The sequence below is a fragment of the Vibrio sp. 2134-1 genome, from assembly GCF_033339495.1.
This window is the reverse complement of the sequence record NZ_JAWOUS010000002.1, coordinates 343,819-369,646: the sequence shown is the minus strand read 5'-3', so window position 1 is coordinate 369,646 and position 25,828 is coordinate 343,819. Positions and strand designations below refer to the sequence as shown.

20 protein-coding genes are annotated in these 25,828 nt (G+C 45.8%); 6 read left to right on the top strand and 14 right to left on the bottom strand.

Going from position 1 to position 25,828, the window contains the following annotated elements; translation table 11 throughout:
* Positions 1-30: 30 nt before the first annotated feature.
* A complete protein-coding gene (locus R7R78_RS04045; protein WP_005376060.1) occupies positions 31-1,362 on the bottom strand; it encodes an anaerobic C4-dicarboxylate transporter in 1,332 nt (443 codons plus the stop codon).
* A gap of 419 nt (positions 1,363-1,781) precedes the next feature.
* Here R7R78_RS04045 and R7R78_RS04040 point away from each other — a divergent pair, with 419 nt between their 5' ends.
* Both R7R78_RS04040 and R7R78_RS04035 read left to right on the top strand, forming a co-directional pair.
* Positions 1,782-2,519, top strand: a complete 738-nt coding sequence (locus R7R78_RS04040) for a siderophore ferric iron reductase (RefSeq protein WP_025767741.1) — start codon at positions 1,782-1,784, stop codon at positions 2,517-2,519.
* 89 nt (positions 2,520-2,608) lie between these two features.
* Positions 2,609-4,780, top strand: coding sequence for a TonB-dependent receptor (locus R7R78_RS04035; RefSeq protein WP_225473101.1), 2,172 nt, complete (start codon positions 2,609-2,611; stop codon positions 4,778-4,780).
* A gap of 49 nt (positions 4,781-4,829) precedes the next feature.
* Here R7R78_RS04035 and R7R78_RS04030 read toward each other — a convergent pair whose 3' ends face one another.
* Entirely contained in the window at positions 4,830-5,021 is a 192-nt protein-coding gene (locus R7R78_RS04030) for a DUF2986 domain-containing protein (protein ID WP_005376066.1), read from the bottom strand.
* Positions 5,022-5,157: 136 nt separating this feature from the next.
* Here R7R78_RS04030 and R7R78_RS04025 point away from each other — a divergent pair, with 136 nt between their 5' ends.
* Together R7R78_RS04025 and R7R78_RS04020 are read left to right on the top strand one after the other, a co-directional pair.
* A complete protein-coding gene (locus tag R7R78_RS04025) occupies positions 5,158-5,667 on the top strand; it encodes a GNAT family N-acetyltransferase (protein WP_054579612.1) in 510 nt (169 codons plus the stop codon).
* Positions 5,668-5,681: 14 nt separating this feature from the next.
* The gene (locus R7R78_RS04020; RefSeq protein ID WP_054575964.1) at positions 5,682-6,071 is read left to right on the top strand and encodes a nitrous oxide-stimulated promoter family protein; all 390 of its coding nucleotides are present in this window, start codon (positions 5,682-5,684) and stop codon (positions 6,069-6,071) included.
* Positions 6,072-6,120: 49 nt separating this feature from the next.
* Here R7R78_RS04020 and R7R78_RS04015 read toward each other — a convergent pair whose 3' ends face one another.
* Both R7R78_RS04015 and trxC read right to left on the bottom strand, forming a co-directional pair.
* Positions 6,121-7,281: an MFS transporter gene (locus R7R78_RS04015; RefSeq protein ID WP_033907039.1), complete on the bottom strand. Its 1,161-nt coding sequence runs from the start codon at positions 7,279-7,281 to the stop codon at positions 6,121-6,123.
* A gap of 176 nt (positions 7,282-7,457) precedes the next feature.
* Positions 7,458-7,892 carry a thioredoxin TrxC gene (trxC, locus tag R7R78_RS04010; protein ID WP_005387991.1) on the bottom strand — a complete coding sequence of 145 codons (435 nt, stop codon included), beginning with the start codon at positions 7,890-7,892 and terminating at the stop codon, positions 7,458-7,460.
* Between the two features lie 162 nt (positions 7,893-8,054).
* Here trxC and R7R78_RS04005 point away from each other — a divergent pair, with 162 nt between their 5' ends.
* Positions 8,055-9,149 carry a ketoacyl-ACP synthase III gene (locus R7R78_RS04005; protein ID WP_053349917.1) on the top strand — a complete coding sequence of 365 codons (1,095 nt, stop codon included), beginning with the start codon at positions 8,055-8,057 and terminating at the stop codon, positions 9,147-9,149.
* Positions 9,150-9,235: 86 nt separating this feature from the next.
* Here R7R78_RS04005 and R7R78_RS04000 read toward each other — a convergent pair whose 3' ends face one another.
* The 10 genes from R7R78_RS04000 to R7R78_RS03955 all read right to left on the bottom strand — a co-directional run bounded on the left by R7R78_RS04000 (position 9,236) and on the right by R7R78_RS03955 (position 22,668).
* A complete protein-coding gene (locus R7R78_RS04000) occupies positions 9,236-10,561 on the bottom strand; it encodes a DUF1501 domain-containing protein (RefSeq protein ID WP_053349916.1) in 1,326 nt (441 codons plus the stop codon).
* 9 nt (positions 10,562-10,570) lie between these two features.
* Complete coding sequence (locus R7R78_RS03995) at positions 10,571-12,139, bottom strand: DUF1800 family protein (protein ID WP_213866327.1); 1,569 nt, start codon at positions 12,137-12,139, stop codon at positions 10,571-10,573.
* Positions 12,140-12,546: 407 nt separating this feature from the next.
* On the bottom strand, positions 12,547-13,809 hold the full coding sequence (locus tag R7R78_RS03990; protein ID WP_225473099.1) for a hydroxymethylglutaryl-CoA reductase: 1,263 nt from the start codon (positions 13,807-13,809) through the stop codon (positions 12,547-12,549).
* A 352-nt stretch (positions 13,810-14,161) separates the two neighbouring features.
* On the bottom strand, positions 14,162-15,379 hold the full coding sequence (gene manA / locus R7R78_RS03985) for a mannose-6-phosphate isomerase, class I (RefSeq protein ID WP_225473097.1): 1,218 nt from the start codon (positions 15,377-15,379) through the stop codon (positions 14,162-14,164).
* 124 nt (positions 15,380-15,503) lie between these two features.
* Positions 15,504-16,844: an MFS transporter gene (locus R7R78_RS03980; RefSeq protein WP_005480243.1), complete on the bottom strand. Its 1,341-nt coding sequence runs from the start codon at positions 16,842-16,844 to the stop codon at positions 15,504-15,506.
* Positions 16,845-16,850: 6 nt separating this feature from the next.
* Positions 16,851-18,353 carry a signal transduction histidine-protein kinase/phosphatase UhpB gene (gene uhpB, locus R7R78_RS03975; RefSeq protein ID WP_005388004.1) on the bottom strand — a complete coding sequence of 501 codons (1,503 nt, stop codon included), beginning with the start codon at positions 18,351-18,353 and terminating at the stop codon, positions 16,851-16,853.
* Positions 18,353-18,961: a transcriptional regulator UhpA gene (gene uhpA / locus R7R78_RS03970; protein ID WP_005376090.1), complete on the bottom strand. Its 609-nt coding sequence runs from the start codon at positions 18,959-18,961 to the stop codon at positions 18,353-18,355. The genes uhpB and uhpA overlap by 1 nt, the downstream gene beginning before the upstream one ends.
* A gap of 138 nt (positions 18,962-19,099) precedes the next feature.
* Complete coding sequence (gene uhpT, locus R7R78_RS03965; RefSeq protein ID WP_021707729.1) at positions 19,100-20,494, bottom strand: hexose-6-phosphate:phosphate antiporter; 1,395 nt, start codon at positions 20,492-20,494, stop codon at positions 19,100-19,102.
* 406 nt (positions 20,495-20,900) lie between these two features.
* A complete protein-coding gene (fdhD, locus tag R7R78_RS03960; protein WP_025526892.1) occupies positions 20,901-21,731 on the bottom strand; it encodes a formate dehydrogenase accessory sulfurtransferase FdhD in 831 nt (276 codons plus the stop codon).
* 52 nt (positions 21,732-21,783) lie between these two features.
* Positions 21,784-22,668: a LysR family transcriptional regulator gene (locus tag R7R78_RS03955; protein WP_054700890.1), complete on the bottom strand. Its 885-nt coding sequence runs from the start codon at positions 22,666-22,668 to the stop codon at positions 21,784-21,786.
* A 665-nt stretch (positions 22,669-23,333) separates the two neighbouring features.
* Here R7R78_RS03955 and R7R78_RS03950 point away from each other — a divergent pair.
* Positions 23,334-25,658, top strand: a complete 2,325-nt coding sequence (locus R7R78_RS03950; protein ID WP_225473096.1) for an FdhF/YdeP family oxidoreductase — start codon at positions 23,334-23,336, stop codon at positions 25,656-25,658.
* Positions 25,659-25,828: the final 170 nt, after the last annotated feature.

Genomic DNA, 25,828 nt, shown 5'->3' with positions numbered 1-25,828 from the left:
TCGCCTCTAATTTATCGTTGATTTGGCTAGTTACGAAGGAATGATCATTTGCCCTAGCAAGTAACCCAAGCAACACGCACCAATCACGCCGATTAAGCCCACAGACATGAATGAATGGTTGAAGTACCACTTACCAATCTTAGTTGTGCCCGATGTATCGAAGTTCACAGTCGCGATATCTGAAGGGTAGTTGGGAATAAAGAAGTAGCCGTATACCGCTGGCATCAAGCCGATAAGCAGCGCAGGTTCCAAACCTAAGCCGAGACCAACAGGCAGCATCATGCGAGCCGTTGCAGCTTGAGAGTTCACCACAACCGACACAATGAATAACGCAAGCGCGAATGTCCAAGGATAGTTGGTTACCATCTCTACGATGCCAGATTTAAATTGAGGCATAGCGTACTGGAAGTAGGTATCTGACATCCATGCAATACCGAAGATAGCAATCGCCGCCACCATACCAGATTTAAATACCACCCCATTTGGTACGTCACGCGGGTCAGTTTTGGTCGCAAGCAAAATGATACCGCCGAAGCAGAGCATCATCATTTGAATCACAACTGCCATGCTGATTGGCTTCGAGCCATCTACGATGGTACGAATGTCTGGCCACATCGCGATAACGACGATAACCAAGATAGAAGCAATGAACAGCAATACAGAGTTACGAGCACTTGTTGGTAGTACTTCATCAAGAGACGTTGCAGTTGTGTTGAGGATTTTTTCTCTCCACACAGGATCTTTCAAACGCTCTTGGTATTCTTCATCGTCGTCTAGCTCTTTACCACGCTTTAGGCTGTAAAGTGACATCAACAACGTACCGAATAGCGTTGCAGGTACGGTAACGAGCAGAATTGAGAGCAGAGTGATCTCGTGTTGAATATCAGAGAGTTGCGCCAAGTAGTAAACTACGGCCGCTGAAATTGGTGATGCCGTGATTGCGATTTGAGAGGCGACAGAAGCGGCAGCCATAGGACGCTCAGGACGAATGCCGTTTTTAAGTGCAACGTCGCCAATGATTGGCATGATAGAGTAAACCGCGTGACCTGTACCAAGTAGGAAGGTCATAAAGTAAGTCACGAACGGAGCAATAAGGGTGACGCGTTTTGGGTTCTTACGAAGCACACGCTCGGCAACTTGCAGCATGTATTTCAAACCGCCAGCGGCTTCAAGAATGGAAGCACATGTTACCACCGCTAAAATGATCAACATGACGGTGACAGGAGGAGAGGTTGGCGGCATCTTAAAGATGAATACTTCAATCACCAAGCCAATTCCGGATACGACCCCAAGGCCTATACCACCATAACGTGAGCCGATATACAGCATCACGAGCAAAAATAGAAACTCAAGATACAACATGTGGATTTCCTTATTCAAAACAGAGGGCTACATAGCCAAATTACCTCTTTGTATTGTCTCGATATTCAGAAAGAAAATACTTCATGTTGTTCACAATCCGCTGGATAAGAAACAGCAATATTCAATTATTGGCAATAACTCACGCTACACAGGGAAACTGTTAACACAGTTTTATCAGGGTGTTTTTATGCTGTGTATTTTTGCGATCATGTGAGCGTTAAATGCGAAGAGGTTTAAGAGTTTGTTGCTATTCATCGCATACGTAACCAGACCTTACAGCTTCACAGAACTCGGAAATACAGTCATAACTAACCCTAAGAGTGCTTCTTTGTTATGAAAACGCAAAGGATAATAGTTTGCATTGCGATTGGGGCTTGGGTATAAAGGTGTCAGAATGACTACACCAACAATAAGCCACCATGTCTGAGCAATTTTTCCCGCAACTGTTTCAAACTTCGAGTGAGATTACACCTTACCTACACGGTGATATCGGCGAGATAGGGCAAGAAGCTATCCATATAGAGAATGATATCAACCCGATCATCCAAGTCCTTTACCAGCAAATCTCGGAGGCTCATCCGGAAGCGGGAAAAGCATATTGGTTGACAAGAACGTGGGATTTACTTTGTTGGCAGCCAGTTTATGTCGCATTCATCTCTATTTACGGTTACCACACGTTGCCAAACATTCGCGAGATAGCGCAGCACCTCAAACCTTGTTTTGTTTCTGGGTACCGATTCGCCGACGAAGCGCATATACATGGCGAGCCAGAAGCGTTGATAAAAGAGGCGGGGCGTCAAATCCGAGAACTGTTCGACTTCTATCAACAAGAGATGAGTCAATGGACACGCATTCGTCCTGGCTTCACCCATCAATTGATGTCGGACGGAATCATGGCTTGTTTAATTCGTCTCCAACAGCGCTTTCCGCAAATGACTAACTCGACACTTCAGGAGCATGCGGTCTTGTGGCTAAGCGCAATGGGTTTGGATGTTGATAATAGTCGCTCACTTCATGAGACGGAATCTGATCAGCCGCTAAAGTTAGTAAGAAAAAGTTGTTGTTTAGTCTATAAGTGTGAAGGCAGAAAGCTTTGTGCAGATTGTCCTCGTTTAGAGGAAAATCGACAGCTTATGAGCAAGAAGGTTCTTAATTAACATTTATTTAACTTGTGTAACAGTGCTCGATTTGAGAGTGAGAATAAGTATCATTGCATGCTCTTGTTGACAACAAAAAGATAAATACAATGATGAAAAGGACGTTTTCTTTCAATCTCATCGTACTTGCGATGAGCAGTGGATACGCAGTTAGCTCAATAGCAGCAGAAGATCTTCAACAAACATCGACTCCGAGCGATGAGCAATTGGTTGTTGTAGGCAGTGTGATGCCGAAATCGATCTCCGATATTCCAGGAACGGTTTGGTTTGTTGGCCAAGAAGAGATTGCTCAGCAATATCGTGCGGGCAAGACACTGGGTGATATTCTTTCTGCAACCATCCCTTCTTTAGACGTCGGCACCGGTGGTCGAACTAACTATGGTCAGAACCTTCGCGGTAGAGCAATGTTGGTAATGATTGATGGTGTCTCGTTACAGTCTTCTCGCCCGATTAGTCGTCAGTTAGACGCAATAGACCCATTCAACATCGAGCGAATTGAAGTACTATCTGGTGCAACCTCCATTTATGGTGCAGGCGCTACTGGTGGTGTTATTAACATTATCACCAAGAAAGCGTACTCGGATGACTTGTCGTTTGAATCCTACGTGAGTGGCACTACAGGTTTTAATAGCAGCGATGACTTTGATTACAAACTCGCTCAGTCTATCTCGGGTGGTAATGAGCGAATTACCGCTAGAGGTTCGGTTGTGTACACCGAGACACAAGGTGCATTTGACGCAAATGGCGACATTGTCACCCCAGACATTTCACAGGGCTCTTTGCAGTATAATTCAACGCTCGATGTTATGGGATCGACCGAGATTCAAATCTCCGATGCCAGCAAGTTAAACCTTGTCGCACAATACTATGACAGCCAGCAAGATTCGCCATACGGTTTGTACATTGTTAACAATAAATTTGTTGACGTACGAGAGGGGTTCGATTCCGACCGTGAACATGGTACAGAGCGAGTTCTCTTAAGTGCGAACTACGCTCACGACAGCGTATTCGGTCATCAACTGATAGGCGAGTTATCTTACCGTAGTGAAGACCAAACCTTTACTCCTTATTACCAAAGTGCCTCTCAACAAAAAACAGAAGTTTTTGCTGGGCGCTTAGCGTTAGCTAAAAGCTGGGAGTCATTCAAACTTGTTTATGGTGTCGATGCGTACTTAGACCGTTTTGAAAGTAACCAGGCTCTGTTCGATCCAACCATTGCGAACAGCTCTGGGAACTTAATTAATCGAACCTATGCCGAAGTGGGGCGTTACCCAGATGTTGATGTGGCGTCTTACGCAATGTTTGTCCAAGGGGATTACCAAATCAATCAAGATTGGTCAGTACAAGCAGGCTACCGCTACCAATACATGGACAATAAGATTGATGATTTTGTTGCCTATAGTATACAAAAGAAGATCGCATCGGGTAATGGTGTATCAGCGGATGCGGTACCAGGTGGCAGCACTGACTACTCTGTGAGCTTATTTAATTTGGGCACCATTTATCAGCTTAACGATGAATCTCAGCTTTGGGCGAACTTCTCTCAAGGTTTCGAACTCGCTGATCCTGCAAAGTACTACGGCCAAGGTAGCTACGATGCCGCGGATGCAAATGGTCACTACGCGTTGAACAATAGCATTAACGTATCTGACTCAAAAATGTCGGGCATCAAAACGGACAGCTATGAAATCGGTTACCGATTAGATACCGATACTGTCGCACTGCAAGCGGCGGGTTACTACTCGGTGTCGGATAACTCAATCAAGTATGACAAGAAGACGCTCCTAATCACCAATGTTGATGACGAGAAACGTGTATACGGTGCCGAAGCAAACATTAACTACTGGGTAAACCGTGATATTTTGTTAGGTGCATCAGGTCACTATGTGGTTTCTGAGCTGAAAACCAACGGTAAGTGGGAAGATCTAAGCGCGGGTAAAGCAAGTACATCAAAAGCGAACGCGTGGGCGGCTTACTATCAGGATGGCTATTCAGTACGTTTACAAAGCCAGACGATGTTTGATTACGAAGATGACGCAAACAATAAACTAGATGGATACACTACGTTTGATCTTCTTGGTAACGTAACACTACCTATCGGGCAGTTAGGTTTTGGTATTCAAAACCTATTTGACGAAGACTACACAACCGCTTGGGGACAACGTGCGCAGATTCTTTATGCAGCACACTACGATGCAGCAGCGTACGACTACAAAGGAAGAGGTCGCACATTAACACTGAACTACAGTGTCGAATACTAAAGCTAACTCTCTCCGAATATCAAAAAAGCCGCTGAAAGCGGCTTTTCTTTTAGGCTTGATCTGTCTGCGCTGTGTCTACAACGTTTTCCGTGTGTTCTGAAGCTTGGTTTTGTTCTTCAGCTTCCATTTTTGCGCGTTCAGCTTTGGAGATATAACGCGGCTTATTGCTCTTATGTAGCTTAGCGTTATGCTTCTTCTGCTTCGCTTTCAAGATCTGATTGATTTTCTTCTTGCGGTTCATGGTGGTGGTCCTTTAATTTAGCGAGGCAGGATAGTTACTTTTTTATCAAGTTACAACTAAATAAGCGCCGGTATCGGTCGCAAAATTCAAGTACGTTCCTATGTCCAATCATCTATCGCGTTTTAATGGAGCCCAAATGAAAACACTGTACACCGAACGTTTGATACTGCGTCTTGTGAGTGTAGATGATGCACCATTTATACTAGAACTTTATAACCACCCAGACTTCTACCGTTTTGTCGGAGACAAACAAATTCGTACCGAATATGAAGCGGCGCGTTACATAAAAGAAAACATGCTACGCATGCAACAAATTAAAGGCGTGAGTTTACTCGTTGTAGAGAAGAAAGAAGATGGGCAACCCATCGGGATTTGTGGGTTGGTTAAACGTGACACATTACAATACTATGATCTCGGATATGGATTTTTACCTTCCGCTTATGGCTTCGGCTACGGAACGGAGTCTGCAACCGCAGTGCTGGAATACGCTAGAGAGGAAATGAAACTCGATAATTTGGTTGCCATCACCAATAATGACAATATTCGTAGTATAAGTTTGCTCAAAAAACTGGGCTTTGAGTTTGAACGAGTTGAGCAGCAATATGATAATGGCCGCACGTTAGAACTTTACACAATGATGTTGTGATTTTTGGATAGCGCATGAGCGATATTTTACTTGGCAAACTCGCCACTGAATTTAAGACAGTAAAAGCCATGGTAGAGGTTTACTGTCATGACCATCATGGAACAAAACGTGACTTATGCTCAGAATGTCGTGAGCTGCTTGAATACGCAGAAGTGCGCCTCGACCGCTGTCCTTATGGAGAGAATAAACCGACGTGTAACAAATGTCCGATTCACTGCTACAAACCAGAGCCGAAAGAACAAATGCGTTTGGTCATGCGTTACTCTGGCCCCAGAATGTTACTGAAACATCCCATCTTGGCGGTTCGTCATTTGCTTCATGAAAAGCGCATGGTACCGGAAAAGCCTGCAGCGAACGCGTCAAACCGTCACAAGCGTTTATCTAAACAAAAATTCGAAGAATAAAAAAACGAGGGCGACATGCCCTCGTTTTCGTTGAGTAGAAGCGGCGTGGTTAGAGGCCAGCGGCCATACGCTGCTTGGTTTTGCTCGCAGCAAGTAGCATGTATACGCCAGTCGCAACCAAAGCGGCAAACAAGTAGCCTAGCAAGCCGTGTTCTTGGCCCATGAATTTATCAGCGACAACAGGACCAGCAACAGAGCCGATGCTGTAGCTAAACAGCATGACTTGTGTCGCAGAGACAATAAAGCGTTCATCAAGACCTTCGCAACCTAAGTTGATTGCAATCGGGTACAAAGCAAAAGTAGCTGCACCTAAAAAGAATAATGCAGCAGCCAATACCACGGCTGACGAGGAAATAAACGTCATACCGATCGAAAAAATACCCAAAATACAGAAAAACGCCATTAGCACTGTGCGGCTCATGTATTTGTTTAACGCGGTCACCATTGGTTGAACTAGCATGCCACCTAGAATCACTAGCGCCATCAATGTACCAATGTCTTGATGGCTAATTTTACGGTTAGTTAACTCAACTGGCATTAATCCGTAGATCGCGCCTAAGGTCAAACCTGAAACAACACAACCAATAATTGCTGCATGGTTTAGTTTGGCAATTTGCTTAAATGATAAAGCGGTTGATTCATGGCTGTTTGGCTGCTCACACTCAATGAACATTAGCACCAGCATCGCCATTAGGATCAACGTCGTGATCGCAATAAACGGAACGCCGCCACTTACGCCAAGCACGCCAATACCAAACTGGCCTAATGCTGAACCACCATAAAGCGATAGCATGTACAAGCTCAAACGTTTCGCACGCGATGCTTCGTCTCCAGACATTAGCCAAGACTCAACAATGACAAAAACACCAGCAACCGCGATACCCGCAATAAAGCGAGCGGCAAGCCACATCAATCCGTTAGCAAACACGGGTAGTGTGACGATAGTTAGCGAAAATACGGCCAAGCAACCAATAAACGCGTTACGGTGACCAACTTGACGTACGATACGTTCAATAAAAATAGCACCGGTTAATAAGCCGCCATAAAACACACTCGCCAACCAACTCGCGTAATCTGCTGAGATGTTGTATTCACCGAGCATGAGAGGGATCAAGCTCATTAAATAGCCCGAAGCCACCGCATAAAGAGACAGTGCGACGACTGGAACTGTAACTCGTGGTGATGCTGCAGGAACGACTGTGTTTTCCACTGTTTTGCGCCTATAAGTTAAATGAAATCTAAGGGTTATTCGGCGCGAATATGAGGCTAATAGTTAGGCAAGTAAAATGATAAATTTAAGTCGTTTCGATAAATAATATTTGTTAACTAGATAGGTTGATAAGTTGCATAAAAACGCCAACCTACAAACAAGGTTGGCGTGGAAGATTATTTAGTAAGTGCTTGATTTAACCATTGATCGAATTGAGTTTTAGGTAACGCACCATTGATCATATCAACGCGTTGACCATTCTTGAAAACCATAATGGTAGGAATACTGCGAATACCAAATTGCGTCGCAAGTTGTTGTTGAGCTTCGGTATCAATCTTAACAAAACGAGCCGTTCCGGCTTGCTCATGAGCAACATCAGAGAAAACAGGAGCAAAGCCAACGCACGGGTTGCACCATGGGGCCCAAAAATCTACTACAACAGGCATATCACTTTGTAATAGAGCAGAAAAGTTATCTTGTGTACCTTCGATAGGCGAGCCGTCTAAAAGTGCACTTTTACATTTACCGCAAGTTGCAGATTCGGCAACGCGCTCATTAGGGACACGATTTAGACCGCCGCACGAAGGGCAGCGAGTTTTAAACGATGACATGACTTCTTCCTTTATTACGTATTGATGAAAACATGACTTACCAGTCAGCCTCATTATTTGTATACTTATTTTTTAACCTGCCGAAATAACGCAGCGCAGGTTTGTATTTGAGCCTAAGGTTCTAAGAAATTTTATTAAAATACAACAATAAATAGGTCTGCGATGACAAATTACTACGCTGAAATTACAGGTTGGGGGAAATGTGTTCCGCCAGCCGTGCTCTCTAACGATGATCTTAGCACTTTCCTCGATACTTCCGATGAGTGGATTCGTACCCGCACTGGTATCGAAAACCGCCGTATTAGTCATGTAAACACGTCAGACATGGCGACCGTTGCTGCTAAACATGCATTAGCTCGAGCAGGCGTCGATGCAACAGACGTGGATTTAATCATTGTGGCGACTTGTTCACCAGATTCATTGATTCCAAATATCGCGTCTAAGGTACAGCAGAACCTAGGTATTCGTGCAGCCGCTGCCTTTGACTTAAATGCCGCATGTACGGGATTTGTCTATGGCCTAGAAACGGGCACACGTTTGATTCAATCAGGTAACTATCGTAACGCGATCATTATTGGTGCGGAAAGATTGTCTTTCTACATCGATTGGGCAATGCGAGATACCGCTGTTCTATTTGGTGATGGTGCGGGCGCCGTTGTGTTATCAAGAACGGAAAAAGAAACGGGTTTACTACAGTCTCAAATCGGTTGTGACGCAAAAGGCCGCGATATTCTGTCCGTACCAAAGTTTGGTACTTGTATGGATCGCTTTGCGGAAGACAACGGTTACTGGGATTTCAACTTTGTAGGACAAGAAATTTTCAAACGTGCGGTAAAAGGTATGGGGCTAGCTGCGAAAACCGTACTGAAAGCATCACAGTTAACGACGGAACAAATCGATGTTGTGATTCCGCATCAAGCGAATATTCGTATTATTCAAACCTTGTGTGACCTGTCTGGAATTCCACACGACAAAGCGTTTGTTAACATTCAAAACTATGGCAATACTTCAGCTGCGACGGTGCCAATTGCATTGTGTGAAGCGGTAGAGCAAGGTCGAGTTAACCCAGGTGATAATATGCTTCTTGCTGCGTTTGGTGCAGGTTTGACATGGGGTGCGGCAGTATTGAAATGGGGTGACCGCGTAACGCCAGTTTCTGAAAGTGATGCGGTTCTGCCTGAATGTGAGCAATCCGCGTTAGAATTACTTGAGCGTGCCATTAAGCTGTGTAACGAACGCCGTCGCGACGAGGTGTAACGGACACTCTGCAAACATAAGATGAGTAAGGGAGCGCGAGGCTCCCTTATTTGATGATGCGTTCTACAGCTAACCTGTAAAATATCTTAAGCCATAAAACCCAGGTTTGAATGAGTAAAATTACGGATGTTCGGGAACACGTATTCCAGTGCAGCGTTATCACTCACGCCCATCCACTGCGCTAGTGTTGAACCAACTTGATCAGCGGCAATTTTGGGTATGAGTCGGCCTTGAGAGTAATCATCGTTTCCGCCCAGTATTAGTTCCGGCCATGTACCGATAGGTTGTTTCCCATTTACCGCGCCTCCAATTAATAGTTGATGGCCACCCCAGCCATGATCGGTACCATTTCCGTTGCTCATCATCCGTCGACCGAAGTCAGACATAGTGAAAGAGGTGACTTGCTTGTTTAGCCCTAACCGTTCGACCGCACGATACATTGCTAAAAGGTTTGTCGCGAGATCCTCAAGTAACACTGGATGACGTGCCAGTTGCGAATCGTGTAGGTCATACCCAGAGTGTTTAACGAAAAAGACTTGTCGTTGCTGCTTCAGGACATCTTGGCTTGCTATCAATTTGTACACGGTTTGCATCTGCTTGCCGAGCGTCGACGACGTAAACAGCGGCTCGTCAGCAATGTGGTTGAGTTGCTCGCTCAGTACACTGCTCATTACCATCGACTCATCAACCATCAAATTAAAATGACCATTAAATGGATTGTCAGTTTGATGAGAGAGAAGGCGATCATAGATACCTTTGTATAAAGGGTTATCAATCGCGGTAAGCTGAACCGCGCGATCTTTTTTCAGGACGGTTTGGCGGTGTTCCATTGCCCGTAACCAAAGCGAGTTGCCATGCACACTGTATAGCGGTGTTATTTCTGATTCAGAGTTTAATACATCCAACATTCTGCCAGCCCAACCAAGATTTTTAGACTCGCTCATTCCACCAAGTAACCAAGCGTCTGTTTGAGAATTATGAGAAAACAGTTGCTCGGGAAGTGATGCTTCACCTTGCTCAATAGCTTGTTTGGTGACGGGATGGTTGAGAATGCCACTATTGAGCACGATGCTGGCATCGCCTTGTTCGAAAACGGAAGTTAACGCATTTAACTTTGGGTGTAAGCCGAGCTTCACTGGGTGATTTGAGCTATCGACAGCACTTAAATTGATAGGGAGTATGTCTTCTTTGGCGACAGAGAGTGGCCCTCTGACTTTGGAATATTGACGATAGTGCGCCTCCGATAATGGCAGTATGGTGTTGAATGCATCGTTTCCGCCTGCTAAATACACACATATTAATGCTCGAAAGTCATTGGATGGCGCTGCGAGAGAGTAACCTGGCAGACTAAGAGAGGCTAGTGCGCCCATCGATAGCGTGCTTTGTATAAAATGTCGTCGTGAAATATCCATAATTCACTCCTAATCCTGAATATAGAATTCGTCGCCAGAAATGGCGGTAAATATCACTAGAGCGAGTTTTGTTGTTGGCACATAGTCCCCACGATAATCATTCAGGGCGGTGAGCATGAGCTCTTTCAATTCAGCAGAAGCCGTTCCAGCAAAGAAACGCTCGTTAACCAATTCGACTAAGGCACGGTGATCGTCCAGAAGAAGATAAAACTCGTTAAGATCGAAGTGGTAGGAATCACCACCTCCTCTACGAGTGCTGGTTAACATATAGTTGACCAAATCGGTATAAACAGACCAATTGAGAAGTTCATACTCTGGAGAGTTAATACCAGACTCCGTAAACTCGTTAGACGGCTGATAGTCTGGAGAGTAAAAATTAAACACGGAAGGAGAACGAAGCGGCCCTTGATTAGCGATGTTCATCATCGTTGTTGCGTCTTCGTAACGTGAGCCTTTAACCGTAAAACCTGATGCTCGATGAAAATTAGTCAGGACCAGTATCGGTTCTTTCACTTTTATAGGCGGGGTATCCGTCATCCCTAATGCTTCAGGGTCGAGCAATATGGCTCGAACAACGGCGGTTAGATCGCCTTTTTCTCCTTCCCCATTGTTGTTAAATATCGTAGCAACACGCGCGACGTACTCTGGGCTTGGATTTGAACTGACCAAACGTTGGATAAGTAACTTTGAAACAAATGGAGCAACATTTGGGTGAGACATCAACATATCAATCACTTTTGAAAGCTCTTCTTGTGCGGTTAGACCCGATGGGATCACGTTCCCTAGAAATCGCTTCTCGCCGGTGTCGTGTCTTTGACTGATAACTCGCATCGGTTTCACGAATGCGATGTCGGAATTTTTCCATCCAGTTAATGCTCGCGCGAGCTCTTGAATATCAGTTTGATTGTACGTGGGGATAGGTTTGCCTGTTGCGTGGTTTAGTTTTTTACTGCCATCTAAATTGAGTTCATACAAACCGATAGTGAATAACTGCATTAACTCTCGAGCAAAGTTCTCATCGGGAAGCGTTCCTGTCGTACTATTTTCTTTTGCACTACCGAGCATAGATAAATAGCTTCCCATGACTGGATGGATGGAAACGTCGTACAACAGGTCTCGGTAGTTGCCAAACGCATGTTCAACCAACAGATCGTAGTAATTCACCAACCCTGTAGGTTTGCTGGAAAGAACGCCGCCATAACGAGAAACGACTACGATCTGACTCAATGCATAAGCCGTTCGCTGCCTAAGCTGATCTTCAGCAGTAACAACAATTTGATACCAAGCATTTTCTCGGTTTGACTGTAGGCCTTTAGAAAAAGGCGTTTGATAAAGTGGTTGATGGTAGGTTGCTGGCAGGTTGATTTGTTTCTGTATCCAATCCTCTAACCCGTTTTCCCTAACCTCATTAATTAACGCAGGTGTTGGTCCAAAAGAGGTTTGATAGAGAAAACGCGCAACGGTTTGATCGGATGGGGATTGCTGTATTTGTGCTGATACATTAGACACATGGCTCAACAATAAGATAGCCAATCCTAGTACCCAAGCAGAGATTTTATTTAGCTTCTGACGTCTCATAGTTAACTCGCTTACCCGAAGTAACGATTTAAGTCCATTTAACGGGAGTTATTAAGCTCTTTTGAGCTGTTTAGTAAATTTATGAAAATCAAGCAGCTGCATAGGCGAGTATAGTAGCTATAAGTGGTGAACAAAAAACTCAAACGGTGAATTTGGTACTATAGTGCTAGAAGTTTTTGATGCTATTTTTTCTAAGATACTGATATTAAATATGGCCAATGAAGAGTGACAAGCAGAGATATCGCAATGGATATAGAAGGGGGACAGCTAAAGTACTGTTAACAAGAGATTGGTATGTTTGTTAAGGCTTAAGTTAGTTTCAAGAAATTATTGAGCCAATAAATAAAGTCCATTGGTTTACACAAGAGAAAACCACACGGATGTTCTCTTGTACAAAGCAACAAAGGTTATTTTCGGGCAAGCTTATGGTGAGCACGAGAGAAGTGATCGGCACAAAATGCGCCCACAATCGAGAGTTCGCCAGCTAGACAAAGCGAAGCTGCGACTTCGGCTAACGCTTTCGCATTGCCGTTGCCGTGCAAACCCAAAATATCCAAACATGCTTTTTGCGTTGGAAGGCCAGTACCACCGCCAACCGTTCCCACCATGATGTTTGGCAAGGTCACGCACGCGTACAAGTTGCCTTGAGCGTCCACATCCATACGAGTGATTCCAATGGCAGACTCTGCAACGCAAGCGGCATCTTGACCACAAGCAATGTACAGCGCGGCAAGGGCGTTTGCGTAATGCGCGTTGACGCCAATTGTCCCGCTGAGTAAACCGCCCACTGTGGTCATTTTGCCAAATTGAACCATAGACTCCGGCGTCGTATGCAGATATTTTTCCACCAACTCAGCAGGAATGGTCACTTCGGCGGATACTTTCTTACCGCGTACCGAGCGCAGTGTGTGTGCGTTTGGTTTTTTGTCGCCTGATAAGTTGCCATCCAAGAATGCTTGAGTTGGTTTGATTGGGCTGGTCGCCAAAATATGATGGAACACTTCGTTTGTTGCGATGGTCACCATGTTTTGTCCGGAAGCGTCACCAGTCACGTATTCAAAGACCAAATAAACATGGTTTCCTTCGATATTTACATTGATGTCTTTGAGTTTGCCATGTGAGGTGGTGGATTCCGCAATTTGACGAAATACGTCAAACTGGGTCACAACCCAACTGACGAACTGGCCGGCGTCAGCAAGGTGATTAAAGGCGAATACTGGTGTTCGGCTCACCCCTTCACTTAGTAACAATGCGCTCGCGCCACCAGCGGCGGTGATAAGATTTGCGCCACGGTTGTAGGAAGCGACTAACGCGGCTTCTGTCGTTGCGAGCGGAACCAAAAAGTCATCGTTCGCATACAAACCGTTGACGCGTAAAGGACCTGCGATGCCGACCGGCACATTGACAGTACCAATGAAGTGCTCGATGTTGTTGGAGTAAGCGTCGCAATGTGACTGTGTGAAAGGATCAAGAAGATGATCTTTATTGGTCACTTGTTCCAATACTTGCCAACGGCGCGCCAAATGCTTATCCGATAGGCCAGGGCTTAAGCAGAGACGTTTCTCTGGCTTGTGAAACTTCGGTTCTAATGCCGATTGAATCTTACTGCTGGTTTCGATATCGGAAAGGGCGGAGCTTTGAACAGGGTTATCTTGGTTTAACTTCGGCATACAAACGTTAACTGAAAAATCGAACCAGAGATTGTAGTGATTGGGGCTTTGATTACAACGTTGATTATACGTTTTGCAACAAATACCACTGTGCAAGCGCCTTTATTATCCAAGTGATTTTATATTGGAGCGGCGAATTTACCGGAAATAAATGGGTTTTGACAATGAATGTTGCAGTAAATGGCAGAGCCGGGAGGTTATGGCTCTTAGAGAAACTGGCCTGTAGGTGTTTGGATTCGGCAAGGTGTAAGCATGAGTGCCTTAAAAGCGGAATGGTTCAATCTATGAAAGGAATAAATTGTCTAACCCAGTCCCTTGGGTCAGACGTTAGTTTGAATCAGTTATTCAAAAACTAGTTGAAGGCGCGAGCCACACGTCCCGCACTTTGAATACGGTAATGGCCAACGTAAGCAGGAACAAATACAGATTGTCCTTTCGCAGCGGTTAACGTCTCACCGTTATCACTGATGAGTGTCAGGTCGGCATCAATCGCCATCAAAATCTCTGCGCTGTTTGCCTCAACCACTTCATTGTTCGGTTGGTTAAGAATGCTGAAACTAAAGTCTGCCACTGGGACCGGATAAAGGCTTTGGCAACCATTGGCATTGGGTTTAAGAACAAGGCTGTTAAACGGCTTAGGCACAAAATCTGTGCATTTAACCAGTTCTTCAACATCCATGTGTTTCGGCGTGAGTCCTGCACGCAAAACATTATCTGAGTTCGCCATGATCTCTAATCCCGTTCCTTTAATGTAAGCGTGTGGCGTTCTTGCGCTCAGGAACATCGCTTCGCCAGGTTGCAGCGTGATGACATTCAACAGTAATGGCGCAAACAAGCCGACATCGCCGGGGTATTGAGTGGATAGATCCAAGATGAGCTGGAAAACGTCGCTGTCAGTGCCTTGCTCCGATTGACGTGAAGCGTGGGCAAGAAGCTGTTTCAGTGCTCGCTCTTTTGTTTCTCCTTCCATGGTAAGAATGTGCACAAAGAAATCGCGTAAACCTTGTGAGTTGATTTCGCGTTTGAATGTGTCAAGAGGCGCGCGTAGCTCATCGATATCGCAAAGGCTAAATGCCTCAATAATCTCGGCATACGAGCGAAAACCGTTCATGGTTTGGTAACTTGTCAGCGCGTACACCAACTCAGGTTTGTGGTTTGGATCCTTGTAGTTACGATGGCTTGCGTTTAGTGGGATCCCGGCACTTTGTTCTTTTTCGAAGCCTATTTCGGCATCTTGTTTGCTTGGGTGAACTTGAATCGACAGTGCATGTTCGGCCGCTAAGATCTTAAACAGAAAGGGCAGGTCGCCAAATTTCGCTGCGGTTTCTGCTGATAAGTAAGCGGGTTGGTTTTGTTTGATCAGTTCAGACAAAGGCAGCGTGTTCTGCTCAATCTGAACTTCAGAGCAGCCGTTTGGGTGAGTACCCATCCATACTTCTGCTTGAGGCTCATTCGTTTCGTTAGAAAAGCCAAACAAATCGTGAATAGAAGAGGTGCTTCCCCAAGCGTAGTTTTGGATTTTGTTGTTCATTTGAAAGAAGCTATGTGATGAAATAGTGTTCAAATTCATGAATTTTTCCCATAGTTAACCCTCCGAACTGAATCGGAAGAAAAATTGAGCAGAGATACGTTAAATAAGGTGGGCGAGCGCGGTTAGGTCACTCGCCAATTTGCCCGAAGGGCGATAAGTCGATTTACAACCGAGGTTTTGGTTCGAGTGGTTTTCGTGATGGTTGCGCTTGCAAAAATGGCAGCAACAAAAGGCCAATGACGGCTGCACAAACTGAAATGGTGATGAAGAAACCCGTCCAATGATATTCTTCAAGAATTAACGCCAGTGGATAACCAGACAATGCTGCGCCCATGTAGGCGAACAAGCCCACGAATCCTGTTGCCGCGCCGGCAGAGTCTTTGTGAGAGCACTCCGCCGCCGCCATACCGATCAGCATTTGTGGTCCAAAGACAAAGAAGCCGATGGAGAACAATCCCGCTGCTTGGAATGCAAAGTTGGTCAGAGGCATTAGCCAAAGCGCGGAGACAGATAAGAAAATCCCAATCGCGAACAGCAAGTTCATTGGCCCACGGTTACCGCCAAAGAGTTTGTCTGAGCCCCAACCCGCAACCAATGAACCAACAAAACCGCCGATTTCAAACATCGACAGAGCAGCGTTGGCGTTAATCAGGCTGTAGTGATGCTGCTCTGTTAAGTAAAGGTTTCCCCAGTCGTTGATTGCGGTTCGGACGATGTAAACCAACACATAACTGAACGCGAGCAGCCAGATGTATTTGTTGTTAAATACGTACGATTTCAGAATTTCTCGGTAGGTGAGGCCACGTCCGTAATTTTCTTGCGCAAGTTCTAGTGCGTCGTTGCGCCATTGGCCGACACTTGGTAAACCCATTGTTGTGGGTTTGTCGCGCAATCGCCAACAAACGAATAGACCGAGTAATACCCCGATGATGCCGGGTAGAATAAAACCTTCACGCCAGCTGTAGTGCAACGTTAAATAGCCCACCAAAATAGGGATCAGCGCGCCACCAACGTTGTGTGCGGTGTTCCAAATCGCCCATAAGAAGCCACGCTCGGAACGTGAATACCAAGTCGTTAACAGCTTGGAGCATGAAGGCCAGCCCCAGCCTTGGAACCAGGCGTTTAAGATCCACAGAGTGATGAAAGCCGCGAGTGAGCTAGAAAAACCGAACGCGATATTGACCAGACCTGTCGCAATCAATCCTAATCCCATGAAATAACGAGGGTTAGAGCGATCCGAAATCGTGCCAGAAATAAACTTCGAGCAGCCGTAGGTGATGTAGAAAAGTGTACCGATAAGACCCAAGTCGCCTTTATCTAAGCCAAGGTCGGTGATCATCGCTGGTGCTGCGTAGTTAAAGGTCTTACGGGTAAAGTAGAAACCTGCGTAGCCGATGTACATCCCCAACATAATGTGCAAACGCCAATGGCGGTAACGCTGGTCGATTTGCTCGTTGCTCAGACTCGGTTGAGTAAATTTAGGTGAACGTAAAAATCCAAACATCTTGAGTTACACCTTAGGTAAAGTAATGCTGATTTGTGTGCCGATCATTTGATCGCTGGTGGAGTAGATAACCATTTTTCCACCTAACGCGTGCACACGCTCTTGCATGCCGCGAACGCCCATGCCTTTCATGCTGTCCTGAACTTTGAAGCCGACACCATCATCGTGAATCATTAGTGACACCGCCGTTTCTCCAATTGTCAGCTCAATATTGATCAACTGCGCTCCTGCGTACTTGGCGGCGTTATTCAATGACTCTTGGCATAAACGGAATAGGGTGACTTTGAGTGTGTCACTCACGCTGGTGTAATTGCCTTGCCAGTTCAGTTGAACAGTTGTTCCATGATTGGCGAATTCCATCTCTCGCGTCAGTTGCTCGACGGATTCTTTCAAGTCCAAATCATCCAGCATTTTGGGTCTTAGCTTGCTCAACAGTCGCTTAGTGGTGTCGTACACGTTGAGCGAAAGTCTTTCAATCATGTCTGCGCAACCTACGCGTGTTTCTGTGTTATTTACCCGCTTAATGATGTTGGCTTGTGTGCGGATTGCCGTGATGTTCTGGCCGATTTCATCATGTAGCTCGCGCGCAATATCGCGTCTTACCGATTCTTCCGCTTTGATAAGCTGGCGAGACAAATTCTGATTGCGTGCAAGTTCGCCGCGCAGTTTGTGATTGAGGTCTTTTTGTTTCTGAACCCCTAAACCGAGCATAATGCCAGTAATGGTTTGCGCCGAGAGAGATAATAACAAATCGGTGATTTCTAGATTCGATACGCCGCTACGAGCCGCAATCAGCGCTATGCTGTTGAGCATGGTGGCGAGTAGGGCACCTTGCCAGCCGTAACGCAGAGCAAGCACGATGATTGGAATCGCCATACAAAACGGCGCAAATCGTTTTAGCTCTTCAGGCAAACTGGTTTGCACCAAAATACTGCCGATCAAAAGCAGCGCATAAAGCACGATATGACGCACCTGAAATACAACGGCATTACTAAGTAGGAGAGAGCTGAGCGGAGACCAACGACTTTGGAACAAATAGCTCCACAACAGGTAGCACATAGGCACCACGAGCAAGCCTCCAGAAATGCTAGCCAGCCATACCATGTAAACAGAAGGCACGTGAAATCCGACCGCCATTACGTTGATGAAGGCGGTAATGATGATCACAATGCCCATGACGGCTAAGTGGCGGTTTTGGTCACCGTAGTAGTATTTTTTCGCAATCAGTGTGACCGGGATACTGGCAATGCTCGCAATCAGCACGGTAAGCCACTGCGGTTGACCCAGTAACATCGCAAGTGCGATGGAAAGTCCCCACTCCGAAAGGTAAATCGTCGGCCAATAAGCGGTGCGAGTGTGAAGGGCGACACCTAATCGTAAAGCGAAAGGAAACAATAAGATCGCCAGCTCGGGATCATTGACAAAGTAATAGGCAATCACCCACAAGCAAAACCAAGCGCAAGCCATAACAAAAAGTCCGCAAATGGTGGTAACAGCATAAGCTCGCATTAAAAGGACTCTTGAGAAAATAGTTTGGCGAGCTCAACGTTGTTTTTCACGCCGAGTTTGTCGATGGCATTCGCACGATGAACATGCACAGTCTTGTGGCTCAAGCCAAGCTCTGCCGCGACAGACTTTACATCCAACCCAGTGGCAAGTAGCTGACATACCTCGTTTTCACGTTTTGTCAGTTGGCATAGAGAGGTGGTGTTGTCGCTAGGCGTTGCAAGTTTAAGTGCAATATCTGATGTGAGGTAACAGCCGCCAGAAGCACTGGTTCTCACGGCTTGAATAAGTTCGTCTGGGCTACAGCGTTTACTAAGATAGCCTTTTGCACCTAGCTTTAGTGATTTTTCCACCATCGCAGGGGAGTCATGCACGCTAAGCATCACGCAGGCAATGCCAGTTGGTATTTCGCTGAGAAAGTTTAAGCCGCTTTCATCTGGCATGGAGATATCTAGGATGACGACGTGTGGGTGTACCGCAGGCAACCCTTTTCGCGCTTCGGCGACAGAGCCGAATTCACCAACAACGGTAATATCACTTTCTAAATTTAATAATTGTGCGAAACCTGAACGCACGATGACGTGATCATCAACTAGAGCAACATGAATCATTATTACAACCAAATAGAGCAGACGACTAACAACAATAAGCTCCAACAGGAGCTAATAGAAAAATCTTTAATGATACTGAATTGAGCCATGCTTTTTAATGATCTTGCGCGCTTTACCGAAGTAAAGCGCGCAGAGAAGCTAGGCTTGGTTTTGTGCAAGTTGAAGCTTCTTCGCGTGTCGAATCTTCTTCTCTTCCGCGATAGCGACGAAAGCGAGCAAAACAATACAAATCATGGCGGAGGTATCTAGGGCTGCGAAGGTACCTTTCCAACCTGTTAAGCCGAAGATAGGTGTACCGTCTGCAATCATACCGAGACCAAGTTTCGCGAAGCTGTCACCGATTAGGTAAGCGAATGTACCTTTTACGCCGTCAGCCACACTGATTGCTTTTTTAGGGACAAAACCAACTGCGGCAACACCGATAAGAAGTTGCGGACCAAACACCAAGAAGCCCAATACAAATAGTGAGGCCAAGTACATGAACTCGCTAGTGGCGTGCTGGTAGAACTCAAGCGATACGATGATCAAGCCAAGAGACACACAAGCAACCAATGCGCGGCGACCGTTTGCTAGGTCAGACAGGTAACCCCACATCAAAGTACCCACAAGCGCACCGACTTCGAACAGAGTAAAGCCAGAGATTGCCGTTTCTTTTGACAGACCAAGTTCTTGGTACGCGTATACCGTTGACCATTGGTCGATACCGATACGAACGATGTAAAGGAAGATGTTGGCAAAGCAAAGTAGCCAGATAACTTTGTTTTTAAGAACGTATTCAACAAAGATTTCTTTTTTGGTCATCTGGTTTTCTTCAGCGGCGGTGTCTTCTTCACTCACTGCTTCATCGAAAAGTTCTTCTACTTTACCTAGACCGTAAGCTTCTGGAGAGTCGCTACCAAAGCGCATACCGATAAAGCCGACGATGATCGCGATGATAGAAGGGAACACGAACATGCCGATTACGTGTCCGTCGAATAGGTAGTTGGCACCGAAAAGAGCAACACCCGCTGCGCCCGCACCACCAACGTTGTGTGACATGTTCCACAAGCCTAGGTAAGAGCCGCGTTTGTTACGAGGTGTCCATTTTGTAATGGTTGAGTAACTAGAAGGGCCACCAGTACTTTGGAAGAAACCACTCAGAGCGTAGAAAGCCACCATCAAGAACAGGCTTGCACTACCGCCGCCCATGCTGAAGCTGAAACCAAGCATTGCAAGACCAGAAAGGATCAGCATAAAAGGGAGGAATTGCTTGGTGTTCTTACCGTCAGCGTAGTAAGACACAACGGTTTTACCGATGCCGTATGTGATGGAGAAGCCAAGGCCAATAAGACCTAGGTCTGTCATGCTCAAACCGTAAGTTGAGATCATGTCGTTTTGCGCGACATTGAAGTTCTTACGAATCAAGTACATGGTTAGATAGCCGATGAATACGACCAAGTAAGATTGGATGAACGGTTTAAACCACATCTTTCTTCTAACTTCGACAGGAAGATCGAGGGTCGGCTTCCGCACCTGTTCGAGGAATTTTAACATGATGAACTCTCTTGTAATTGTTTTAGAAACACAACGGAGACCGTTATGCGCTCTTGTTACCTTTGACTGAGCGGAATTCTAGAGAGTGGTTTTGTGAGGCACATGAGATGGTTGCCTAGATCGGCTAGGAAAAATTCCTAGAAATGCCTAGGAAGGCGGAAAAGCGTGAAAAGAGTCACACAAAATCCTTACTAATCTATGGGTTTTTGACTGGGTTCTTATCGGATTGGAAAGCGTTCAAATGCAAGCAGGTTAATATACGCAAGCTTAGTGCTGACAAGGGGTGAGCACGTTTGGTTGGAAAGAATAGTGGCTGGTCGCTAAGTATCAATTGGGAATCAGAAGCAAACAACAGAGGCCCAGAGGTCTCTGTTAGAAATATTAGGAATTCGGCTAAGTTGACGTGTTAAGGCGCTGGGCTGTATAGACGCGGCGAGCCGTGTTTTGGTAAGTGAATTAGGTTCAAATGGTTTCTTCTTGCCCATTCGACGGTTAACGCTGTAGGCGCAGATAAGCAAACCAGAGTGGGGATACGCGCGCGAACGGCTTTGTGGATCAACTCCAAGCTGCAACGGCTTGTCATGATAGCGAAGCCACTTTGAGGCTCGATGTGATTGTTGGCCAATGCACCAATCAACTTATCTAGCGCGTTGTGACGGCCGATGTCCTCTCGACACAACTTGATGTTGCCTTGTAAATCTGCAAATAAAGCGGCGTGTAACGCGCCAGATTCACGTGCGGCTTCTTGATGCAGTGCGACTTTGTCTCGCAGCCCTTCGAATACATCGGAGCGCGGAGGAAGAGACGGTGTCAGCGACGCCAAATCAGGCAAAGCTTGTTCCAGAGCCTCTACACCACAAATGCCGCATCCGGTTGTGCCGGCAAGATTTCGGCGCTGTGTTTTTAACGCCCAGAAAGCGCGGTTGCTGATTTCCACTTCCGCATAGTGAGATTCGTGATCGCCACCAATTTCAATGTCTTTAATCTCTTTGAAATCGTGGACGATGCCTGTGCTTAGGCTAAATCCTTTCACGAAGTCTTCCAGATGGCCTGGCGTCACCATCATGACCGCTTGGCTAATGCCGTTATAGCTGATAGCTAAGGCGGATTCACTCGCCAGCGACATTTGTTGCACTGGGCGGCCATCAATCAATTCTCGGTAATTGAACGCACTTGGTTGAGGTGGTGCTTGATTGAAATCGGACAGTTCAAAATAAGATTGAGTAGTACATCTCATGAAATCACCTCATAAGCCGTTATGTATGCCAAAATTGACATGTGGGTTGTTGTTATCGATTGAATATGTTTTTTGCTTCTGCGAAGCACTGATCGGTTAGCGCGGAGAAGGGTTCTTGTTTTCGCTTTAACAAACCTAGCGGGGCGTGAACGGCGGCTTCTTCGATAGGGATAATGCGAAGCGTATCGTTCAACTCTTCCAATCCACAGTTCAGCGGCATAATGGCGCAACAAAGGCCACTGGTTACTGCTTGGATCAAGTGAAAGGTGGAGTTACTTTCAATGACGGTTTGCGGAACCAGCCCTTTACTCACAAAGCTAAGATCAATTGAGTGGCGATAGTGCATACCCTTCGAAAGCAGCCCTAGCGGAATGTTATTGAGTGACTCCCACAACACTTCAGATTCGCCAAAATCAAAATGACGCTCATCGAATAAAACGCCAAGTTTGGTCGAGTCGAGCTCGATAACATCGAAGTAAGCGGTGTTAACTTGATCGACATAACACATGCCCAAATCAAGCTGATTGCGATTGAGTTGGTCTATGATCTGTTCGGTCGTCATGGAGAGTATTTGAAAGCGTAACTCAGGGAACTGGTGAGCTAATGGTTTGAGCAATTGCATCGGGTTTTGGCTGGCGAGTGGCACCATTCCAAGCCGAAGTGAACCGACCAACTGACCACGGCAGTTAGCAGCCTCGGCTTGCAATCCATCATGAGCGGCTAAGACGGTTTTCGCCCAAGCTAAAATGCGTTCTCCTGCTTCAGTAAACCCTTCAAATCGTTGACTTCTTTGGATTAATTCGAGATCGAGTTCTTCCTCTAAGCTCCGGATTCTCATGGACAAGGTAGGCTGCGTAATGTGGCACAATGCGGCGGCTTGACCAAAGTGTTTGGTCTGTTCAAGTGCGATGAGATATTTAAGTTGTTTGATATCCATAATGGCTTGTTAACCTTGCGTTGTGAGTCACATGTACGGGGAACTCCCTAAAAAGGGCACAGCACTACCGTACTTTTTAAGCGCTGGAGCGTTTTAACTGGGAAATGGAAAACCAAAACCAAGTCAAGAATAAAACCACACTCAAAATTGATCTGAATCAAGGCTATTCCTGATATTAATTAGGGTCAAATTTAAAGTATCTATAGTGTGATAGATATTATCTATTATCAAGAGTGCCGATTTTATTGAGTTCGTTAAGCGAACTAGGTGGAATCGGATGGGAAAACGATTAACCTCATAAATTGTATTGATTAAAAATGTGATGACCGTCAGTGGAAAAATTCGTCATAGATTTTGTTTATCACTCGGTCAGGATTATCAATTGGACGCATATTGAATAACGACTTAATCTTTGATTTAGATCAAGACGCAACAATGCGAATTGAATCTACCAGTCTTAGAAACAGTAGGCGGGTATCCGATATCAAGAATCTAGATAAGTAAACGCTCGGACAAGCGAGAGCATGTTGAGTGGTTACTTATTTGGATTAAAAAATACATGGATTAGAAACTAAGCCCTTCAATACTTCCGCATTATCTCAATAAATAACGCGCTTGTTTTCACGGGCACCCTGCTTGCTGGTATATCTGCGAGGAGTAAAGTCGTGAGCCAAAAAGAACAAATAAAAACATACAAAGGTCCAGCTGGTGGTTGGGGTGCACTGAAAGCCGTAACCAGAAGTTGGTGGGGCAGTGAAAATGCAGTTAAAAACATTCGCACCATGCTCAAAACCAACCAAAATGGCGGTTTCGACTGCCCGGGATGTGCATGGGGTGAGTCGCCAGATAGTGGTAAAGTCAATTTCTGTGAGAATGGCGCGAAAGCGGTAAACTGGGAGGCGACCAATCGTCTGGTTGATCCTGAGTTTTTTGCCAATCACAGCGTTTCATCTCTCTCAACGCAAACCGATTACTGGTTGGAATACCAAGGCCGTATCACGCACCCAATGCGATACGATGCTGAATCCGATCACTATGTGCCAGTCTCTTGGGATGAGGCTTTTGCACTTGTCGCGAAACATCTCAATCAATTGGATTCACCACACCAAGCGGAGTTTTATACCTCTGGTCGTGCAAGCAACGAAGCGGCGTTTTTGTATCAGCTATTTGTGCGCGCATTCGGTACCAATAACTTTCCAGATTGTTCCAACATGTGTCACGAAGCCAGTGCAATAGGAATGAAAGACACCATTGGCGTTGGTAAAGGCACAGTGATCTTTGATGATTTTGAAGAAGCTGATGCGATTTTCGTGATTGGTCAAAACCCGGGCACGAACCACCCACGAATGCTTGAACCTCTGCGCGAAGCGGTAAAACGTGGCGCACAGGTTATCTGTCTAAACCCGCTCAAAGAGCGCGGATTAGAGCGTTTCCAAAACCCACAAATGCCGATTGAGATGTTGAGTAACGGCTCAGAGCCTACAAACACGGCGTACCTGCGCCCTGCTTTAGGTGGAGACATGGCAGTGTTTCGTGGCATCGCGAAATTCTTGTTGCAATGGGAGCGCGAGGCATTGCAAAACGGTGGCAAAGCGGTATTTGACCGTGAATTCATCAAGCAGCACACGATAGGTATAGATGACTATTTGGCTGAAGTGGACGCAACCGCTTGGGAACACATCACGGAACAATCGGGTCTTGATTTAAGTGAAATCGAGATGGTGGCGAGCATGTATCGACGTGCAGAACGTGTGATCATGTGTTGGGCGATGGGGTTGACTCAGCATCGTCACTCTGTACCAACGATTAAAGAAGTCGCAAACGTGCAAATGTTACGAGGTAACGTTGGTAAGCCGGGCGCGGGTCTTTCACCAGTGCGTGGTCACAGTAACGTTCAGGGCGACCGTACGATGGGCATTGATGAAAAACCTTCAGATCTGTTGTTGGATCGTATTGAAAGTCGATTTAACTTTGCCGTCCCGCGCGGTGAAGGCCACAACACTGTGCAAGCCATTAAAGCGATGGAAGAAGGGCAAGCGAAAGTATTTATCGGTTTGGGCGGTAACTTTGCACAAGCAACGCCAGACACAGAACGTACGCACAACGCGATGCGAAACTGTAATTTAACCGTACACATTTCGACGAAGTTAAATCGTTCTCACCTTGTCACAGGTAAAGATGCGCTTATTCTTCCGTGCTTAGGCCGTACCGAGATTGATCAGCAAGCGACGGGCCCACAAGGTGTGACGGTTGAAGATACCTTCAGCATGGTACATATCTCATTTGGTCAGCTAAAACCGCGTTCGGAGTATTTGCGTTCAGAACCAGCGATTATTGCCGGTATTGCCAATGCGACACTCGGCGCAAAACCAATTGATTGGTTGTGGGCGATTGAAGATTACGACCGTATTCGCGATTTGATTGCCGACACGATTCCGGGCTTTACCGACTTTAACCATAAGCTTAAACAACCGGGTGGATTCCACTTGGTAAACCCAGCTGCCGAGCGTCGATGGAATACACCAAGCGGCAAAGCACAGTTCAGCTCTAGCGAGTTGCCGAAGCAGTTGATCAGCGAAGCGATACTCGAAAAAGGCCAAAAGCCAGATTTGATCTTGCAAACCATGCGCTCGCACGACCAATACAATACGACACTTTACGGCTTGAATGACCGTTATCGTGGAGTATTTGGTATGCGCGAAGTGCTGTTTATCAATGAAGCGGATATTCGTAAACTCGGTTTTGAATCGGGCGACAAAGTGGACATGGTGTCATTGTGGGAAGATGGCGTTGAGCGCCGTGTGAGCGGATTTACGCTTGTTGCCTATGATGTACCAGCAGGTCAGGCGGCGGCTTACTATCCAGAAACAAACCCATTAGTTCCTTTGGACAGTTATGGGGATAGGACGTTTACGCCAACCTCTAAGTTTATTGCGATAAAATTGGAAAAATCTACATCCGATAAGATCGCTTTGGTGGAAGCGGAATAGTGACCAAACCGGCACAACGACATTTCCGATAAGCAAACGGCTGATATTAATTATCAGCCGTTTTTAATTACGCTCAGTCTGCATTTAGTGCGCATAGCTTGTGTATAATGTTAATGACATTATGCTGCTCGATAATAGACAGATAAGGCCGATTTGAATCTAAATTCAAG

What these genes read in the sequence shown, in the direction of transcription:
- R7R78_RS03955 (WP_054700890.1), bottom strand. Translation starts at nt 22,668, where the DNA reads ATGGATATCAAACAACTTAAATATCTCATCGCACTTGAACAGACCAAA.
- trxC (WP_005387991.1), bottom strand. Translation starts at nt 7,892, where the DNA reads ATGTCATCGTTTAAAACTCGCTGCCCTTCGTGCGGCGGTCTAAATCGT.
- R7R78_RS04045 (WP_005376060.1), bottom strand. Translation starts at nt 1,362, where the DNA reads ATGTTGTATCTTGAGTTTCTATTTTTGCTCGTGATGCTGTATATCGGC.
- R7R78_RS04040 (WP_025767741.1), top strand. Translation starts at nt 1,782, where the DNA reads ATGTCTGAGCAATTTTTCCCGCAACTGTTTCAAACTTCGAGTGAGATT.
- uhpB (WP_005388004.1), bottom strand. Translation starts at nt 18,353, where the DNA reads ATGCGAGCTTATGCTGTTACCACCATTTGCGGACTTTTTGTTATGGCT.
- R7R78_RS04020 (WP_054575964.1), top strand. Translation starts at nt 5,682, where the DNA reads ATGAGCGATATTTTACTTGGCAAACTCGCCACTGAATTTAAGACAGTA.
- uhpT (WP_021707729.1), bottom strand. Translation starts at nt 20,494, where the DNA reads ATGTTAAAATTCCTCGAACAGGTGCGGAAGCCGACCCTCGATCTTCCT.
- R7R78_RS04005 (WP_053349917.1), top strand. Translation starts at nt 8,055, where the DNA reads ATGACAAATTACTACGCTGAAATTACAGGTTGGGGGAAATGTGTTCCG.
- manA (WP_225473097.1), bottom strand. Translation starts at nt 15,379, where the DNA reads ATGAATTTGAACACTATTTCATCACATAGCTTCTTTCAAATGAACAAC.
- R7R78_RS04000 (WP_053349916.1), bottom strand. Translation starts at nt 10,561, where the DNA reads ATGGATATTTCACGACGACATTTTATACAAAGCACGCTATCGATGGGC.
- R7R78_RS04030 (WP_005376066.1), bottom strand. Translation starts at nt 5,021, where the DNA reads ATGAACCGCAAGAAGAAAATCAATCAGATCTTGAAAGCGAAGCAGAAG.
- R7R78_RS03990 (WP_225473099.1), bottom strand. Translation starts at nt 13,809, where the DNA reads ATGCCGAAGTTAAACCAAGATAACCCTGTTCAAAGCTCCGCCCTTTCC.
- R7R78_RS04025 (WP_054579612.1), top strand. Translation starts at nt 5,158, where the DNA reads ATGAAAACACTGTACACCGAACGTTTGATACTGCGTCTTGTGAGTGTA.
- R7R78_RS03980 (WP_005480243.1), bottom strand. Translation starts at nt 16,844, where the DNA reads ATGTTTGGATTTTTACGTTCACCTAAATTTACTCAACCGAGTCTGAGC.
- uhpA (WP_005376090.1), bottom strand. Translation starts at nt 18,961, where the DNA reads ATGATTCATGTTGCTCTAGTTGATGATCACGTCATCGTGCGTTCAGGT.
- R7R78_RS04035 (WP_225473101.1), top strand. Translation starts at nt 2,609, where the DNA reads ATGATGAAAAGGACGTTTTCTTTCAATCTCATCGTACTTGCGATGAGC.
- R7R78_RS03995 (WP_213866327.1), bottom strand. Translation starts at nt 12,139, where the DNA reads ATGAGACGTCAGAAGCTAAATAAAATCTCTGCTTGGGTACTAGGATTG.
- fdhD (WP_025526892.1), bottom strand. Translation starts at nt 21,731, where the DNA reads ATGAGATGTACTACTCAATCTTATTTTGAACTGTCCGATTTCAATCAA.